Annotated in this window: 13 protein-coding genes; 5 read left to right on the top strand and 8 right to left on the bottom strand. The window is 72.8% G+C overall.

Annotated elements, in window-relative coordinates:
- Positions 1-123: 123 nt before the first annotated feature.
- The 7 genes from QF032_RS27140 to QF032_RS27110 all read right to left on the bottom strand — a co-directional run bounded on the left by QF032_RS27140 (position 124) and on the right by QF032_RS27110 (position 6,871).
- On the bottom strand, positions 124-336 hold the full coding sequence (locus QF032_RS27140) for an EF-hand domain-containing protein (protein ID WP_107448719.1): 213 nt from the start codon (positions 334-336) through the stop codon (positions 124-126).
- A 107-nt stretch (positions 337-443) separates the two neighbouring features.
- Complete coding sequence (locus QF032_RS27135; protein WP_307057807.1) at positions 444-1,634, bottom strand: YncE family protein; 1,191 nt, start codon at positions 1,632-1,634, stop codon at positions 444-446.
- On the bottom strand, positions 1,634-2,467 hold the full coding sequence (locus QF032_RS27130; RefSeq protein ID WP_307057806.1) for a polysaccharide deacetylase family protein: 834 nt from the start codon (positions 2,465-2,467) through the stop codon (positions 1,634-1,636). Before QF032_RS27130 ends, QF032_RS27135 begins: the two co-directional genes overlap by 1 nt.
- Positions 2,468-2,541: 74 nt before the next feature.
- Entirely contained in the window at positions 2,542-3,045 is a 504-nt protein-coding gene (locus tag QF032_RS27125) for an ATP-binding protein (RefSeq protein ID WP_307046067.1), read from the bottom strand.
- A gap of 288 nt (positions 3,046-3,333) precedes the next feature.
- Complete coding sequence (locus QF032_RS27120) at positions 3,334-4,101, bottom strand: enoyl-CoA hydratase/isomerase family protein (RefSeq protein WP_307046065.1); 768 nt, start codon at positions 4,099-4,101, stop codon at positions 3,334-3,336.
- 89 nt (positions 4,102-4,190) lie between these two features.
- Complete coding sequence (locus QF032_RS27115; RefSeq protein ID WP_307046063.1) at positions 4,191-5,441, bottom strand: L,D-transpeptidase; 1,251 nt, start codon at positions 5,439-5,441, stop codon at positions 4,191-4,193.
- A gap of 167 nt (positions 5,442-5,608) precedes the next feature.
- Positions 5,609-6,871: a L,D-transpeptidase gene (locus tag QF032_RS27110; RefSeq protein ID WP_307057805.1), complete on the bottom strand. Its 1,263-nt coding sequence runs from the start codon at positions 6,869-6,871 to the stop codon at positions 5,609-5,611.
- Between the two features lie 154 nt (positions 6,872-7,025).
- Here QF032_RS27110 and glgX point away from each other — a divergent pair, with 154 nt between their 5' ends.
- Complete coding sequence (glgX, locus tag QF032_RS27105) at positions 7,026-9,260, top strand: glycogen debranching protein GlgX (RefSeq protein WP_307046059.1); 2,235 nt, start codon at positions 7,026-7,028, stop codon at positions 9,258-9,260.
- A gap of 124 nt (positions 9,261-9,384) precedes the next feature.
- Here the strand turns inward: glgX and QF032_RS27100 are convergent, their stop codons facing one another.
- The gene (locus QF032_RS27100; protein ID WP_307057803.1) at positions 9,385-10,029 is read right to left on the bottom strand and encodes a response regulator; all 645 of its coding nucleotides are present in this window, start codon (positions 10,027-10,029) and stop codon (positions 9,385-9,387) included.
- A gap of 283 nt (positions 10,030-10,312) precedes the next feature.
- On the opposite strand from QF032_RS27100, the gene QF032_RS27095 reads away from it, so the two are divergent.
- The 4 genes from QF032_RS27095 (at position 10,313) to QF032_RS27080 (ending at position 17,743) form a co-directional block, all read left to right on the top strand.
- The gene (locus tag QF032_RS27095) at positions 10,313-12,118 is read left to right on the top strand and encodes an ABC transporter ATP-binding protein (protein WP_307057801.1); all 1,806 of its coding nucleotides are present in this window, start codon (positions 10,313-10,315) and stop codon (positions 12,116-12,118) included.
- Positions 12,115-13,977, top strand: a complete 1,863-nt coding sequence (locus tag QF032_RS27090) for an ABC transporter ATP-binding protein (protein WP_307046053.1) — start codon at positions 12,115-12,117, stop codon at positions 13,975-13,977. The genes QF032_RS27095 and QF032_RS27090 overlap by 4 nt, the downstream gene beginning before the upstream one ends.
- A 100-nt stretch (positions 13,978-14,077) precedes the next feature.
- Complete coding sequence (locus QF032_RS27085) at positions 14,078-15,793, top strand: ABC transporter ATP-binding protein (protein ID WP_307057799.1); 1,716 nt, start codon at positions 14,078-14,080, stop codon at positions 15,791-15,793.
- 171 nt (positions 15,794-15,964) lie between these two features.
- Entirely contained in the window at positions 15,965-17,743 is a 1,779-nt protein-coding gene (locus tag QF032_RS27080; RefSeq protein WP_307057797.1) for an ABC transporter ATP-binding protein, read from the top strand.
- The last annotated feature ends 208 nt before the right edge of the window (positions 17,744-17,951 follow it).

Genomic DNA, 17,951 nt, shown 5'->3' with positions numbered 1-17,951 from the left:
GGCGTCAACCTGGACCGGCGGGGATCTATTCCGGTCCCCCGCGACGGTCTTCGGCCCACGACGAAGGGGGCGCCCCCGTCGCGGCGCCCCCAGTCGGTTCACGTCAGCCCGTGCGGGCTCCCGTCACTTGTTCAGGTGAGCCCAGAACTCGTCGAACGAGAGGACCTTGTCGCCGTTCAGGTCGCGGGACTTGATGATGGCCTCGGCGACCGACTCGGTGACGTTCCAGTCGCCCTGCTGGGCCAGGGCGGTCTTGAACTCGGCTGCGGTGATGAAGCCGTCGCCGTCCGTGTCGATCCGCTGGAAATGGTTGCGCGCTTCTTCGATGTCGGCCACCGGTCCGCCCCTCTTCTTCATGCCCTGCGGCACATGTGCTGTTCTGCTGTCCAACTGACGCAGGCCAGATTAACGGCCCCGGCGCCCGCCGGACGCAGGACCTCCCGCTAGCGGAAGACCCCGGTGTGGCCGAGCGAGTAGCGGCCGGGCTGCGGATAGACGGCCAGGCCGTGCGGGCCGCCGCCGACCTTGATGCGGGCGAGCTGATGGCCGTCGGCGGTGTCGATCGCGTACACCTCGGCGTTGTACCGCCCGGACAGCCACAGGACCTTGCCGTCCGCCGAGACGCCGCCCATGTCGGGGCTGCCCCCGTCCGGGAGGCGCCACTTCTTGGTCAGCTCGCCCTTGGTGAAGTCGAAGACGGAGACGGTGCCCTCGCCGCGGTTGGTGACGTACATCTCGCGGGAGTCGCGGCTGACGTACAGCCCGTGGCAGCCCTTGCCGGTGTGCAGGAACCGCGGCTTGCCGAAGGTGCCGCCGTCGACGATCCACATGCCGTGGGCCATCATGTCGGCGACGTAGAACAGCTTGCCGTCCGGCGAGACCTTCACGTCCTGCGGCATGGCGCCCTTGAGCGGCAGCTTCTGCTGGGCGACCACCTTCATCCGCTCGGTGTCGACCTTGAGCAGTTCGCCGCTGAACTCGCAGGACACGATGAAGTACTTGCCGTCCAGGGAGAAGTCTGCGTGGTTGACGCCGTAGCAGGTGACCGGCTCGGTCTTGATCCGCTTCATCGTGTGCGGGTCCCGGAAGACGAGCTCTCGGTCGAGGGAGGCCATGACGACGGCGTACTTGCCGTTGGGCGTGAAGTAGAGGTTGTAGGGGTCGTGCACCTCGACCGGCTTGCCCGTCTTCCCGGTCGCGGGGTCGATCGGGGTGAGGGTGTTCCCGCGGTCGTTGTTGACCCAGAGGGTCTTGAGATCCCAGGAGGGGACGACGTGCTGCGGCTGGCGTCCGACGCGGATCGTCTCGATCACCCGGTAGGTCTTCGGGTCGATGACGGAGACGGTGTCGGACTCCGTGTTGGGCACGTAGACCCGGGACGGGAAGTCCTTGACCACCGGGGAGAGCCGGTTCGGGCGGTCGGCGGCGTAGACGTCCTTGGGGTCGAGCACGGGCGGCATGCCCGGCAGGCCGTCGACGACCGGTCTGGCGGCCTTCTTCACCGGCGCGGGCACGGCCCGCTCGGTGGTCCGACCCGTCCCGTCCGCGCCGCTTCGGGCATCGGTGCCGCAGGCGGCGAGGACGGCGAGGGCTGCGCCGGTGAGCAGGGCGCTTGTGACGAGGTTGCGGCGCATCAGCCGATCAGCTCCGTGGCAGTGACCGCACGCAGTCCGCGGCGGTCGAGTTCGTCCAGCAGGGCGGGGAGTGCGGCGACCGTGTCCGCGTACCCGAAGTGCAGGCTCACGACGGACCCGTCGCGGATCTTGTCGAGGACGTTGCGGGTGACGGCGGGGGCGCCGGGCGAGGTGAAGTCGAGGGAGTCGACGTCATAGGACAGGACGTGCGGGTAGCCGGCCCGCCGGGCCAGCGCCACGACGAGCGGGGAGGCGCGGGCGGCTCGGGAGGGCCGGAACCAGGTGCCCACGGATCCGGTGAGCCGGCGCAGCCGCTGTGCGCACCCGGTGATCTCGGCCGTCGCCTCGGCCTCGGACATGGCGTTGACGTCCAGGTGCCGCTGGGTGTGGTTGCCGAGGTCGTGGCCGCCGTCGAGGACCCGGCGGGCGAGGTCGGGGTGTTCGTCGAGCCAGGTCCCGACGGCCAGGACGGTGACCCGGGCGCCGTGCCGTTCGGCTTCGCCGAGCAGGGCGCGGGCCATGGCGGGCTCGCCCTGCCCGTGGAAGGTGAGCGCGACCCGGGGACGGTCGCGGGGGCCGTGCGTGATCTGGGCGGGCTGACCGGGGAAGGCGCGCGGAGCGGGGGCGGCGGCCGGGCCGGCGGGAGACCGGGAGTCGGGAGTCCGGCCGTCGGGAGACCGGGAGTCGGGAGACCGGGAGTCGGCGGCGGACCGGACGGCGACGCCGGAGGAGGACACGGCGGGCGAGCACCCGGCCGCGAACGCACCCCCGGCGACGAGCCCGGCGCCCGCCCGCAGCGCGGAACGGCGGTCGGATGGGGTCACCCGCACCATTTAAGGGGTGATATGCCGCAATTCCGGCCATTGACGCCTCGGCCGCGTCCGCCGGCCGGCACCGGACGGACCGGTCAGCGGTCGGCGGCCCGCATCTCGAACCAGGTCGTCTTCCCGCGGGGCAGCAGGTCGACCCCCCACCGGTCGGACAGCTTGTCGATGAGGAAGAGGCCCCGCCCGCTGACGTCCATCTCCTGAACCGGCATCAGACAGGGCAGCCCGCGGGAGGGGTCGCGGACCTCGACGCGGATCCAGCCGCGCCGGCGTCGCATCCGCAGGCCGAAGACGCGGGCGCCGGTGTGCCGCACGGCGTTGCCGACGAGCTCGGAGACGAGCAGGACCACGTCCTCGGCCATCTTGGGACCGAGCCCCCACTGGCGCAGGACCACGACCTGGGCCAGTCGGCGGGCCGCGGCGGCGGACTCGGGGCGGGACGGCAACGGAACCTCGCCCTCCGTCGGATTGCCGAACAACTCCAGCGCCTTGAGCGCCTGTTCGTCCTCCACCGCGGGCGACCAGCGCGCCGCGGCCGCACGGCTGTGTCCCCGCGGCTGTTCGATGCCCTCCAGCCCCGCCATGCCCCCATCATGGCCGCCACGGGCACCCTCCGGGGCCGTTCCTGTGGAATACGCCCCCCGGAATCACTCGTTCCGATTGGCTCGAACGGCATATGCCAACGGCAGTACAGATACCGACAAACCCACCCTGACCTGCCGCGAAGACCCGCTCCGCGGCAAGCGCCGGGTTCCCCCGACAAAGCAGGCTTAAGGTTGCCTTAAGGTTCCCCTAAACCGCCCCATCGAGGGACGCGGGTGAGACGTGCCGTCAAGAGCAACTGCCGACGCCGCCCGGGAAAGACAGGTCACTCACAGGAACTTGGCCTTGCCGGGCCCTTCCTCCACGAAGCTGCGCATGCCGGTCTCACGGTCGGCGGTGGCGAACAGACCGGCGAACCAGGTGCGTTCCACCGCCAGTCCCGTCTCGACGTCCGTCTCCAGACCGGTGTCGATCGCCTCCTTCGCGGCGCGCAGCGCCAGCGCCGGCCCCTGCGCCAGTTTCGCCGCCCAGGCGTGCGCCTCGGTGTACACCTCGGCGGCCGGCACCACCCGGTCCACCAGCCCGAGGGCCAGCGCCTCGTCCGCCTTGACCATCCGGCCCGTGAAGATCAGGTCCTTCGCCTTGGAGGGACCGATCAGCCGGGAGAGGCGCTGGGTGCCGCCGGCCCCGGGGATCAGTCCGAGCAGGATCTCCGGCTGGCCCAGCCTGGCGCCGTCCCCGGCGATGCGGAAGTCGGCGCAGAGCGCGAGTTCACAGCCGCCGCCCAGCGCGTACCCGGTCACCGCCGCCACGACCGGCTTGGGGATGCGGGCCACCGCCGTGAAGGACTCCTGCAGGGCACGGGAGCGCAGCACCATCGCGGTGTGGTCCATGTCCTGCATCTCCTTGATGTCCGCGCCCGCCGCGAACACCTTCTCGCCGCCGTACAGGACGACCGCGCGGACATCCTCCCGCCGGGTCGCCTCCTCGGCGAGCTCCTTGAGACGGTCCTGCGTGGCGACGTCCAGCGCGTTCATGGGCGGACGGTCGAGGCGGATCGTGCCGACGCCTTCGGCGACTTCGAGATTCACGGTCATGGCAGCAGGTTAACCACCACTAACGACGACGGGCCCGGTGCCGTGTGTCACAGCACCGGGCCCGCCCGCGAGAGCAGGAGGGGGGAACCCTACTTCTTCCAGTCCGCCCAGGAGATGTTCCAGCCGTTGAGGCCGTTGGACGGGTCGACCACCGGGTCGGTGGAGTTCTTCACGACGACCACGTCGCCGACCATCGACTGGTTGAAGAACCACGCGGCCGGCACGGAGCCGTCGTAGCCTCCGCGCACGTCCCGCAGGCCGATGCAGCCGTGGCTGGCGTTGTAGTTGCCGAAGGCGTCGCCGCCCCAGTAGTTGCCGTGCACGAAGGTTCCGGAGTTGGTCAGCCGCATGGCGTGCGGGACGTCCTTGATGTCGTACTCGCCGTCGTAGCCGACCGTGTCGCCGTTCATGCGGGTCACGGTGAACTTCTCGCTGATGACCATCTGGCCGTTCCAGGTGGCGTATCCCGGCTTGCCCGTGGTGACCGGGACGGTCTTGACGACCTTGCCCTCCCGCGTGACCTGCATCGTGTGCTTCTTGGCGTCCACGACGGTCACCTGGTCGCGGCCGATGGTGAAGGACAGCGTCTTGGACTGCTTGCCGTAGACGCCCTTGCGGCCCTCCACGCCGTCGAGGTTCAGCTCGACCTTCACCTTGGTGCCGGCCTTCCAGTACTTCTCCGGGCGGAAGTCCAGGCGGTCGTTGCCGAACCAGTGGCCCTCGACCTCGACCGCGGGCACGGTCGTGATCCTGATGGCCTTCTCGACGTCCGCCGGCTTGGTGATGCCGCGGGTGAACCGGACCGAGAACGGCATGCCGACGCCGACCGTGGAGCCGTCCTCGGGCGTGAAGTTGCCGATGAAGGTGTTCTGCGGGCTCAGCGTGGTGAAGGCGGAGTCCTCGGCGGCCGTGCGGCCGGCGGAGTCCTTGGCGACCGCGTGCACCTGGTACGCGGTGGACGCGGCCAGGTGGGTGGCGGGCGTCCAGCCGGCGCCGTCGGCCGAGATCGCCCCGTCGATCTTCCTGCCCTTGGCGTCCTTGACGGTGACCTCGGTCAGCTTGCCCTTGGCCGCGGTGACCTTGAGGGCGCCGCTGGTGTCCACGTCCTTCGCGCCGGTCTTCGGGGCGATGGTGACGACCGCCTCCGACTGCTTGCTCTCCGCCGCGGCCGTGGCTCCCTTGTCGCCCCCGGCCTTCGCGTCGGACCCGGAACCCGGGTTGTCGCCCCCGCCGCACGCCGTGACGGCGAGCAGCATCCCGCCGACGATCAGCGCCAGCCGTCTGTCGCGGCCCCGTGAGCGCCCGCCAACCGACGCCCCCGATATCGGTCGCACGTTCAAGTCGTTCTCCCCTCGAAAGGCCCTGGTCAGGCCCCCACCCCAGCGCTCCCGCGCGATCTCTGGCGCATATTAACCGTACGAATTCGAGCTTCGTGTCAGGCCAAGGTCACCGTTCCGTCCCAACTGGGACCGCGGAGCGGCGGGGATGGTTGCACCGGGAACGAGGGTCATTTCAGGGCACTGCCCGCGGTCCACTCCTTCCAGGTCATGTTCCAGCCGCCGAGGCCGTTGTCCGGGGCGACCTGCTTGTCCTTGCTGTGGACCACCTCGACGACGTCGCCGACGAGCGAGCGGTCGAAGAACCAGCCCGCGGGCGTGTCCGACCCGCCGCCCTTCACGTCCCGCAGACCCACGCAGCCGTGGCTGACGTTGGCCCTGCCGAAGACGTCCTGCGCCCAGTAGTTGCCGTGCAGGAAGGTGCCGGAACCGGTCAGCCGCATGGCGTGCGGTACATCCGGAATGTCGTACTCGCCCTTGCCGTTCGCCTTCTTGAAGCCGACCGTGGCGCCGTTCATCCGGGTCAGCTCCAGCATCTCGCTCACCACCATCTTGCCGTTGTAGGTGGTGTTCTCCGGCGATCCGGCCGTGATCGGCACGGTGGCCAGCAGTTCGCCGTCCCGCCGCACCTGCATGGTGTGCTCGGCCGCGTCCACCAGGGACACCTGGCTGCGGCCGACGGTGAAGGAGAACGACTTGTCCTGGAGGCCGTAGACGCCGGGCGCACCCTGGACGTCCCGCAGCGCGAGGTCGACCGTGACCTCGGTGCCCGGCCGCCAGTACGCCTCGGGGCGGAAGTCGAGCCGGGTGCCGCCGAACCAGTGCGCCCGGATCTCGGTGGCGGGCTCGGCCGTGACCCGGACGGCGCGTTCGACGGCGGCGCGGTCGCCGATCTCGCGGTTGAACTCCAGCGAGACGATCATCCCGGTGCCCACGGTGGCCCGGTTCTCGGGCGTGACGTACCCGATGAAGCGCTTCTCGGGGACGAAGGTGGTGAACGTGGTGTGGCGCGCGGAACGGTTCCCGTCGCCGTCCAGCGCCACCACGTCGACCGTGTAGCGGGCGGCGAGCCCGAGCCGGGCCTCCGCCGGCCGCCAGCTCAGACCGTCCGCGGCGATCCGCCCCTTCACCTCGCTCTCCCGCGCGTCCTGCGATCTGACGACCTTCACCGACTCCAGCCGGCCGTCCGGCACCCGCACCGACAGATCCGTCCCGGGCCGCACGCCCCGCGCGCCGTCCCGCGGGCTGACGCGGATGACGTCCTCGGGGGCCCGGGGTTTGCCGAGCATCCGGTCGAGTCCGCTGCGGCTGTCACCGCCGGCCCCGCCGATCCCGCCGGTACAGCCGGCGGCCCCGGCCAGCAGTCCTGCCCATGTCAGTACGGCGGCCAGTGCGACCCCCGCGCGCCGTGCGCGCCCATGTACGTGCCTCACGGGGTGCCCAACGACCGGGCACGCTCCGGGGAAACGTGAGTGCGAGGGCCGCTCTGGGCAGACATGGGGGGAGGACGACGCGAAAGGGAGCCGCGGACGGGACACCGCGCGCTCTTCTCCCCCGTCGTCCCACGAGCCGTGGGAGGGGCAGACGGTGTCCAGCGCAGCCGAGCAGGAGGCGGTGGCGGCCGAGCGCGCCACGCCGGAGGCCGTCGTGAACGGCGTCTCGCGCAAGGTGCCGGGCCCACCCGTGTGGCCGGGCGCGTCCACACCGCTGGGCGCCCGGTTCCGGGTCGGCCCGGACGGGGTCGCCGGCACCAACTTCGCGCTGTGGGCGGGCGGTGCGGAGGCGGTCGAGCTGTGCCTGTTCGACGAGGCCGGCCGGGAGACGCGGGCCCGGCTCACCGAGCTCACGCACGAGATCTGGCACGGCTTCGTGCCCGGGATCATGCCCGGCCAGCGCTACGGCTACCGGGTGCACGGCCGCTGGGACCCCTGGACCGGCGGCCGCTGGAACCCGGCGAAGCTGCTCCTCGACCCGTACGCCCGCGCGGTGGACGGCGAGTTCCTGCTGCCGCCGGAGGTGTACGGGCACGTCCGCGACTGGCCCCAGCAGCAGGTCGCCGACACCGTGCGCGACGAACGCGACTCCGCGCCGCACGTCCCGAAGGGCGTCGTCGTGCACGACGACGACGACTGGGCAGACGACCGCCGCCCGAAGACGCCGTGGGCCGACTCGGTGATCTACGAGCTGCATGTGCGGGGCTTCACCCGACGGCACCCCGGCGTCCCGGAGGAACTGCGCGGCACCTACGCCGGTCTGGCGCACCCGGCGGCCGTGGAGCACCTGGTGCGGCTGGGCGTCACGGCGGTGGAGCTGCTGCCGGTCCACCAGTTCGCGCACGAGGACCATCTGCTGCGTCGCGGTCTGAAGAACTACTGGGGCTACAACTCGATCGGCTACTTCGCCCCGCACGCCGCGTACGCCGCCTCGGGGACGACGGGTCAGCAGGTCGGCGAGTTCAAGCGGATGGTGCGCGCCCTGCACGCGGCCGGGATAGAGGTGATCCTCGACGTCGTCTACAACCACACGGCGGAGGCCGGCGAGCTGGGCCCCACCCTGTCGCTGAAGGGCATCGACAACCGCGGCTACTACCGCCTGCAGTCCGACGCCCGGCGCTACGCCGACTACACGGGCTGCGGGAACACCCTGCAGGTGGTCCAGCCGCATGTGCTGCGCCTGATCACCGACTCGCTGCGCTACTGGGTGACGGAGATGGGCGTCGACGGCTTCCGCTTCGACCTGGCGGCGGCGCTGGCCCGGTCCATGCACGACGTCGACATGCTCTCCCCGTTCCTCGCGGTGATCGCGCAGGACCCGGTGCTGCGCCGGGTGAAGCTCATCGCCGAACCCTGGGACGTGGGCTCGGGCGGCTACCAGGTGGGCGCCTTCCCGCCGCTGTGGACGGAGTGGAACGACCGCTACCGCGACGCCGCGCGGGACTTCTGGCGGCACGCCCTGCCGGACGTGCGGGAGATGGGCTACCGGCTGTCGGGCTCGAGCGACCTGTACGCGTGGGGCGGGCGGCGGCCGTACGCGTCGGTCAACTTCATCACCGCGCACGACGGCTTCACCCTGCGCGACCTGGTGTCGTACGAGCGCAAGCACAACGAGGCCAACGGCGAGGGCAACCGGGACGGCACGAACGACAACCGCTCCTGGAACGGCGGCGCCGAGGGCCCGACGGCCGACGAGGACGTGCAGGCGCTGCGGCGACGGCAGTTGCGCAACCTGCTGACGACGCTGTTGCTGTCGACGGGCGTGCCGATGCTGGTCGCGGGCGACGAGTTCGGACGCACCCAGCAGGGCAACAACAACGCCTACTGCCAGGACAACGAGATCAGCTGGGTGGACTGGGGGCTGCTGGAGGAACCGGGCTGGCGGGCCCTGTTCGATCTCACCGCCCGGCTGATCGCGCTGCGGCACCGCCACCCGGTGCTCCGCCGCCGCGCCTTCTTCTCCGGCCGGGCGCACTCGGCGGACGGCCTGCGGGACCTGGCCTGGTTCACGGAGCGGGGCACCGAGATGACGGAGGGGGACTGGTACGCGCCCGCGGCGACGCTGGGGATGTACCTCTCCGGGCGGGACATCCCCGGCCGCGACGAACGGGGGGCCCCGATCGCCGACGACAGCTTCCTCGCCGTCCTGCACGCGGGGCACCGCCCGGTGGACTTCGTCCTCCCGGGCCCGCCGTGGGCGCAGCGGTACGAGGTGGTCGTCGACACGTCCCGCGAGGAACAGGACGAGGCGCCCGGGGTCGCTCTCCCCGCGGGCACCACGGTGACGGTGCCGGGACGGGCGGTGCTGCTGCTGCGGGTGGCGGCGTGAGCCCGGCGCAGGTGAGCGGCTTCCGCGCGACGGGCGGACCGGTGGCCGCGACACGGCAGGCGGCAGCGAGCAGGGGACGGCGGGTCAGCGGGTCAGCGGGTCAGCGGGTCAGCGGGTCAGCGGGTCAGCCGAGGATTCCCCGCTCGTACGCTCTCGCCACCGCGGCCGCGCGGTCGTTGACGCCCAGCTTGGCGTACAGGTGGGTGAGATGGGTCTTGACCGTGGCCTCGCTGATGAACAGGTCAAGGGCGATCTCACGGTTGGAGGTGCCCCTGGCGACCAGGGCCAGTACCTCGCGCTCACGCGCGGAGAGCGGCTCCTCGCCGGGGCTCCGGGGCGCCCGGACCGCGGAGACCAGCCGGGTGGCCACGGCGGGCGACAGGACCGTACGGCCCTGCGCCGCAGCGCGGACGGCCGTGAACAGCTCGTCGCGCGGGGCGTCCTTGAGGAGGTAGCCCGTCGCGCCTGCCTCGATCGCGGGGAGCGTGTCGGAGTCGGTGTCGTACGTCGTGAGGACGAGGACCTTGGCGCGGGCGCCGCCGCGGGCCAGCTCCCGGATGGCGTCCACTCCCCCGCCACCGGGCATCCGCAGGTCCATCAGGATCACGTCCGGATCGAGTTCTCCCGCCTTCGCGACGGCCTCGACGCCGTTCGCCGCCTCGCCGAGGACCGTGAAGCCGGGGGCCGACTCGAACATGCCGCGCAGGCCGTCCCGCACGACGGGATGGTCGTCGACGATCAGCAAGGAGACGCGCGGGTCATCTGTCATGGCGGACCAACGGTACGCGAGCCGACGGCGAAGGAGACGCCGTCGACGACCGCACGGCCGTCATAGGTCTTGCGCAGTTCGGTGACTTCGATGACGGGCATGGCACCAGCGTCCCGGGCGGGGCCCGGCCGGCACATCGGCCGACTCGCTCGAACGGACATCAGCCGATCGGTCGACACAGCCGTACGACCCCTCGCGCGCGCAGGTCGTAGGACCAGCGACGGAGCCCGGACGGACCGAAACCCGGTGGGCTGTGTCAGTGCCGGTCCGTAGGCTCGCGGTGATGGCCGAGACACGTGCAACCGCCCCCGACCGCTCCGTCGTACGCTCCCTGCTGCGCCTGTGGCCGTACGTCAGACCCGTGCGGCTGCGGCTGTTCACGGCCGCCCTCGTCGCCGTGCTCGCCTCGTGTGCCGGGCTGGTGATCCCCCTCGTCCTCAAGTGGATGGTGGACGGCCCGGTGGCCGACGGGGACACGGCCGGGGTCTGGCTGGGCGCGCTCTGCCTGCTGCTCCTCGGGTTCACCGAGGCGCTGCTGTTCGGGATGCGGCGCTGGCTGGTGGCACGTCCGCTGGCGCACGTCGAGGCGGAGATGCGGGCGGATCTGTACGGGCGGCTCCAGCGGCTGCCGGTGGCGTTCCACGACCGGTGGGCGTCGGGCCAGCTGCTGTCCCGGGCGACGGCCGATCTGGGGCTGGTGCGGATGTTCCTCGCCTTCCCGCTGACGTTCCTGCTGGTCAACTCGGTCACGATCGTGTTCGGCGTCGTCATCATGCTGCTCCAGGACTGGCAGCTCGGGCTGGTCATCCTCGGGCCGGCCGTCCCCGTCGTCGTGATGTGCGTGCACTTCGAGCGCCGGTACGCGGTCGTGGCGCGGCGGGCGCAGGACCAGGTCGGGGACCTGACGACGGTCGTCGAGGAGAGCGTCCTCGGGATCCGGATCGTGAAGGGCTTCGGCCGGCACCGCAGCCAGGCGCGCGCCTTCCGCGAGCTGTCGTCGATGCTGCGCGGCACCGAACTGGCCAAGGCGCGGCTGCTGGCCACCATCTGGGCCGTCATCGTGACGCTGCCCGAACTGGCGATCGGGGCCGCGCTGGTGCTGGGGGCGGTGCGGGTGGCGGACGGCGAGCTGTCCGCGGGCACCCTGGTCGCCTTCCTGTCCACCGCGCTCGCGCTGCGCTGGCCGGTGGACTCCATCGGGTTCCTGCTGGCGATGAGCCAGGAGGCGGCGACGGCGACGCGACGGTACTTCGAGGTGATGGACGAGGAGCCGGAACAGGACACCGTCGTCCGGGCGGAACCCGGCCGGGCGGGCGCGGAGTCGGACACGACGTCCGACGGCGGACTCCGGTTCGACGCCGTCACCTTCCGCTACCCGGACGCCGCCCCCGGCTCCCGGCCCACCCTCGACGGCGTCGACCTGCACGTCAGGCCCGGCGAGTCCCTGGCCCTCGTCGGGGCGACCGGCAGCGGCAAGACCACCCTCACCGCCCTCGTCCCCCGGCTGCACGAGGTGACGGCCGGGCGCATCACCCTGGACGGCGAGGACGTCACGGCGATGCCCCGCGAGGAGCTGCGCGCGCGGGTCGCCGTCGCCTTCGAGGAGCCGACCCTGTTCTCGGCGAGCGTCGGGGAGAACGTCCTCATGGGCGCGGACGACGGGGCGGGCGCCGTCGAGCTGGAACGGGCGCTGGACGTGGCGCAGGCCGGCTTCGTGCGCACGCTGCCGCAGGGCGTCGACACCCAGGTCGGCGAGCAGGGGCTCAGCCTCTCCGGCGGGCAGCGGCAGCGGCTCGCGCTGGCCAGGGCCGTCGTCGGCCGGCCCCCCTTCCTCGTCCTGGACGACCCGCTGTCCGCGCTGGACGTGCACACCGAGGCCGCCGTGGAGGCCGCGCTGCGGCAGGTCCTCGCCGACACCACCGCGCTGATCGTCGCCCACCGTCCGTCCACCGTGCTCCTCGCCGACCGGGTGGCGCTGCTGTCCGACGGGCGGATCGCCGCGGTGGGCACCCACCAGGAACTGCTGCGCGACAACCCCGAGTACGCCCACCTCATGTCAGGAACCGGCCGCCAGGAGGACGACCGATGACCGCCCCCACGACGTCCTCCCCCACGACCGGCGACGACGGACCGCGGGACGCAAGCCCGCGGACCGCGCAGGACCCCTTCGACAAGGACGTCCTGCCCACCGCGCCCGGCGCCACCGGCGCGCTGCTGCGTTCCCTGCTGGCCCCGATGCGGGCGCGCGTCGCCCTCACCACGCTCCTGCTGCTGCTCCAGCAGGCGGCCGTGCAGGCGGGCCCGCTGCTGGTGGCGTACGCCATCGACCGCGCCGTGCCGGCGCTGCGCGCCGACGACCACGGGCCGCTGGTCGCGGTGGGCGTCGGCTACCTGCTGTGCGCGGTGGCGTCCGGCGGGCTGCAGTACGCGTTCCTGCTCGCCTCCGCCCGCGTCAGCCAGGACGTGCTGCTCGACCTGCGCGGCCGGATCTTCCGGCACGCGCAGGCGCTGAGCCTCGACTTCCACGAGCGCTACACCTCGGGCCGGCTCATCTCCCGCTCCACCAGCGACGTGGAGGCCCTGCGGGAGCTCCTCGAAGAGGGTCTGCAGGAACTCGTGACGGTCGCGCTGTCCTTCCTGTTCATCTCCGCGATGCTGCTCTGGCTGGATTTCGGCCTGGGCGCCGTCGCGGTCGCGTCCCTCGTGCCGCTGTACGGGCTCGTCCGGGTCTACCAGCGGCGCGCCGGCCGGGTGTTCACGGCCCGCTCGACGGCGATCGCGGCCGTGATCGTGAAGTTCGTGGAGACGATGAACGGCATCCGGCCGGTGCGCGCCTTCCGCCGCGAGGCCGTCAACGAGGCCGGCTTCCGGGTCCTGAACCGGCGGCACGAGCGCAGGAACGGCGACGCGCTGCTGGAGATGGCGCGCTACGTCGTCGGGTCGCGGCTGGTCGCGAACACCGCGGTCGCGGCGATCGTGCTGTGGGCCGCCATGCGGGTCGCGGACGGCTCGCTGGAGCTGGGTGTGCTGGCGGCGGCGGTGCTGTACCTGCGGCGGCTGTACGACCCGATCGACCGGCTCGGCATGTTCCTCAACTCCTACCAGTCGGCGGCCGCGTCGCTGGAGAAGATCGCGGGGCTGCTCGCGCAGAAGCCCTCCGTGCCGGAGCCGTCCGCGCCGCGGGAACTGCCCGCCCTGCGGGGCGAGCTCCCCGGCCGGGAGGTCGTCTTCGACGGGGTCTCCTTCGGCTACCGCACGGGCGGCGAGGTCCTCCCCCGCTTCGACCTCGCCCTTCCCGCCGGGCAGACGGTCGCCGTGGTCGGCTCGACCGGCGCCGGCAAGTCCACGCTGGCCAAGCTGCTCGCCCGCTTCTACGACCCCTCCGCGGGCCGGGTGCTGCTGGACGGCGTGGACCTGCGCGAGCTGGCGATGCCCGAACTGCGGCGCGGCGTGGTGATGGTGACGCAGGAGGCGTTCCTGTTCTCCGGCACGGTCGCCGAGAACATCGCCATCGGGCGGCCGGACGCGTCGCGGGAGGAGATCGAGCGGGCGGCGAAGGCGATCGGCGCGCACGAGTTCATCAGTGCCCTGCCCGACGGCTACGACACCGACGTACGCAAGCGCGGCGGCCGCATCTCCGCGGGCCAGCGTCAACTGGTCGCGTTCGCCAGGGCGTTGCTCGCCGATCCGGCGGTGCTGATCCTCGACGAGGCGACCAGTTCGCTGGACGTCCCGGGCGAGCGGGCCGTGCAGGCGGCGATGGCCACGGTGCTGAAGGGCCGTACGGCGGTGGTGATCGCGCACCGGCTGTCCACCGTGGAGATCGCCGACCGGGTGCTCGTCATGGAGCAGGGCCGGATCGTCGAGGACGGCGGACCGGCCGAACTCATCGCGGGCACCGGCCGGTTCGCGGATCTGCACCGGGCCTGGCGGGACAGTCTGGCGTGAGCGTTCAGCGGGCCATGGGAGCCGGTCGGCGGGCGACGGGGGCCGGTCGGCGGGCGAAGGGGGCCGGTCGGCGGGCCACGGGGGCCGGAAGGACGAGTGGATGATCGACGCGTACGAGGATCCCGGCACGCCCGACAGCCGCGGCGGCGGGGCGTATCTGGCGTGGCTGGTGCGCTGCCAGCCGGGGCGGTCGGCGGCCGGGGCGCTGCTGGCCAGCCTCTGGATGGTGCTGATGGCGGTCGCGCCGTACCTGCTGTCACGGGCGGTGGACGACGGGCTGGAGCCCGGTGACACGGCAGCGCTGGCGGGCTGGACGGCCGCGCTGCTCGCGGTGGGCGCGCTCAACGCGTGGGTGAGCATCATGCGGCACCGCACGATGACCAGGCTGCGCATGGACGCCTACTTCCGCACCACCAAGGTCGTCGTCGGGCACGCGGCCCGGCTGGGCGCCGCGCTGCAACGCCGGGTGGGGGCCGGGGAGGTCGTCACCATCGGGGTGGGCGACGTGCACACCATCGCGAATTCGCTGACGGTGGTCGGGCCCGGCGTCGGCTCGATCGTGGTGTACGTCTTCGTCGCCGGGCTCCTGCTGTCCGTGTCGCCGACGCTGGCGGCGGTCGTGCTGCTGGGGATGCCGGTGATCGCGGTGCTGGTCGGGCCGCTCATGGCGCGGCTGCAGGGCACGGAGGCGGAGTACCGGGAGCGGCAGGGCGTGCTGACCGCGCGGATCGGCGACCTCGCGGGCGGGCTGCGCGTGCTCAACGGGCTCGGCGGCAAGGGACTGTTCGCGGACTCCTTCGGCCGGGACTCGCAGCGGCTGCGGGCGCAGGGCTACCGGGTCGGCGCGGTCACCAGCTGGATGCAGGCGCTCGGGGTGGGCCTGCCGACCCTGTTCCTCGCCACCGTGACCTGGCTCGCGGCCCGGCTGGCCGCGCAGGGCGAACTGACCGTGGGCGAGTTGGTGTCGGTGTACGGCTATGTCGCCGTCCTGGTCGGCCCGGTGGCGTTCCTCGTCGACATGGGATACCAGCTCAGCCGGGGCGTGGTGGCCGCCCGGCGCGTCGTAGGGCTGCTGCGCACGGAGCCCGACCCCGACACCGGGACCGGCGACGCGCCCGCCGAGCCGGCGGTGCTGCACGACCCCGACTCGGGTGTGCGGGTGGCCCCGGGCGGGCTGACCGCGCTGGCCGGGGGACGCCACTCGGACGTGACGGCCGTCGTGGACCGGCTCGGCCGGTACGGCCCCTCGGACGTCACCTGGGGCGGACGGCGGCTGGACGCCCTGCCGTTGGAGCAGGTCAGGGCCCGCATCCTGGTCGCCGACCACGAGGCCGACCTGTTCGCCGGAAGCCTGCGCGAGGTGGTCTGCGGACGGGGTGCGCCCTCGGCGGCGGAGGTCGCGCGGGCGGTGCGGGCGGCGGCCGCCGACGACATCGTGCAGAGTCTGCCCGAGGGGCTCGACTCGCCCGTGACCGCGCAGGGCCGCAGCCTTTCCGGCGGCCAGCGGCAGCGGGTACGGCTGGTGCGGGCGCTGCTCGCCGACCCCGAGGTGCTGCTGGCCGTGGAGCCGACGTCGGCACTGGACGCGCACACGGAGGCAGCGGTCGCGGAGCGGCTGCACGCCTACCGGGCGGGCCGGACCACGCTCGTCACCAGCACCTCCCCGCTGGTCCTCGACCGCGCGGAGACGGTGCACTACCTGGTCGACGGGAAGGTCGCCGCGACCGGCCGCCACCGCGACCTGCTGCGACGAGAGCCGGGCTACCGCGCGCTGGTGACCCGCGACGCCGACGACGCTGAGGAGGCCGTCCGATGACGACCGTGACCGGGAACGACGAGACGGCCCCGTGACGACCGTGACCCAGAACCAGGAGACGGCCCCGTGACGACCGTGACCCAGAACCAGGAGACGGCCCCGTGACGACCCCGACCCAGAACGAGGAGACGGCCCCGTGACGACCGTGACCCAGAACCAGGAGACGGCCCCGTGACGACCCCGACCGACGACAGCACCTCCGCCGGCCGGCTGCCGGTCGCCGGGCGCGCCGAGGTGCGGCGGGCGGCGTGGCGGCTGGTGCGGGCCGACCGGCGGGCGTTCGCCGGCACGCTCGCCCTGAACGTGCTCGCCGCCGGGGCGGGCCTCGCCGGGCCGTGGCTGCTGGGGCGGATCATCGACGAGGTGCGGGCCGGGCACGGCGTCGGGCCCGTGGACCGGCTGGCGGCGGCGATCCTGGTGTGCGCGGCGGCGCAGCTGCTGCTGGCGCGCTGGGCGCGGTACGTGGGGCACCGGTTCGGCGAGCGCACCCTGGCGCGGGTCCGGGAGGATTTCGTGGGGCGGGCGCTCGCGCTGCCCGCGTCGGTCGTGGAGCGGGCCGGCGCCGGCGATCTGACCACCCGCGGCACCGCGGACGTCGCCGCGGTCGGCACGACCCTGCGGGACGCCGGACCCGAGCTGCTGGTCTGCACGGTCCAGGCCCTGTTCACGCTCGGCGCGGTGTTCGTGATCGACCCGCTGCTCGGCGTCGTCGGGGTGCTGGCGCTGACGCCGATCTGGTTCGCGCTGCGCTGGTATCTGCGGCGGGCCCGGGCCGGCTATCTGGCGCAGGGCGCGGCGGACTCCGAGGTCGCCGAGATCGTCGCGGCGACGGCGTCCGGGGCACGGACGGTGGAGGCGTTCCGGCTCGAGCGGCGGCGGACGGCGGCGAACCGGGACGCGCTGGAGGTCGCGCGTCGCGCCCGCTTCCACACGCTGTACCTGCGCACGGTGTTCTTCCCGGTGGTCGAGACGTCGTACTCGCTGCCGGTGGCGGGGGTGCTGCTGCTGGGGGGCGCGCTGCACGCGCGGGGGGCGATGAGTCTGGGCGCGGTGGTGGCGGCCACGCTGTATCTGCGCCAGTTCACCGAGCCGCTGGACCAGATCCTGGTGCGCGTCGAGCAACTGCAGAGCAGCGGGGCCTCGTTCGCCCGGGTGGAGGGTCTGGCGGGGGCGCCGCGCTCGGAGCGGGTCGGCGGGGCGGCGCCGGTTCCGGTGGACGACCGGATCGACGTGACGGGCGTGCGGTACGCCTACGAGCGCGGCGGCGAGGTGCTGCGCGGTGTCGACCTGACGGTGCGGCCCGGGGAGCGGCTCGCGGTCGTCGGCCCGTCCGGCGCGGGCAAGACCACGCTGAGCCGGCTGCTGGCGGGCGTGGACGCGCCGAGCGCGGGCACGGTGACGGTGGGCGGCGCGCCGGTCGCCGAGCTGGCGCCGGAGACGCTGCGCCGGCAGGTCGTCCTGGTCACGCAGGAGCATCACGTCTTCATCGGCACGGTCCGCGACAACCTGCTGATCGCCGAACCCACGGCGGACGACGCGCGGTTGTGGGAGGCGCTGGCGGCGGTCGGCGCCGCCGACTGGGTGCGGGAACTGCCGGGCGGTCTCGACGCCGAGCCGGGCCGCGGCGGTGGCCGCACGACGGACGGCTCGCAGGCGCAGCAGCTCGCCCTGGCCCGGGTGGTGCTGGCGGACCCGCACACGCTGATCCTGGACGAGGCGACCGCGCTGCTGGACCCGACGACGGCCCGGCACACCGAGCGGGCTCTGGCGGCGGTGCTCCGCGGCCGGACGGTCATCGCCATCGCCCACCGGCTGCACACGGCCCACGACGCGGACCGGGTCGCCGTGATGGAGGACGGCCGTCTCACCGAACTCGGCACGCACGAGGCGCTGGTGGCGGACGGCGGCGCGTACGCGGCACTGTGGCGGACCTGGCACGGGGGGCCGTGAGGTCGCACGGCTCCGGGAAACGGGTGGGGGCGGAGTGGCGGATGCGACCACTCCGCATATCGAACACCGACTACCGGACAACGGACTGTTTCCGGCCAACTTTCTGACGCGCTCCTGACAGACAGCGCAATCCACTGCCACTCTTCCCTCTGCTGGTTCACAGCAACCCCACAGTTACGCGCACGCTCCACGTTCCGCCTTTGTTCTG

This window comes from Streptomyces achromogenes, assembly GCF_030816715.1.
In the GTDB taxonomy this organism is placed as follows: Bacteria; Actinomycetota; Actinomycetes; order Streptomycetales; family Streptomycetaceae; genus Streptomyces; species Streptomyces achromogenes_A.
Note: the sequence above shows the minus strand (reverse complement) of the source record. Positions and strands in the feature narration are given on the sequence as shown.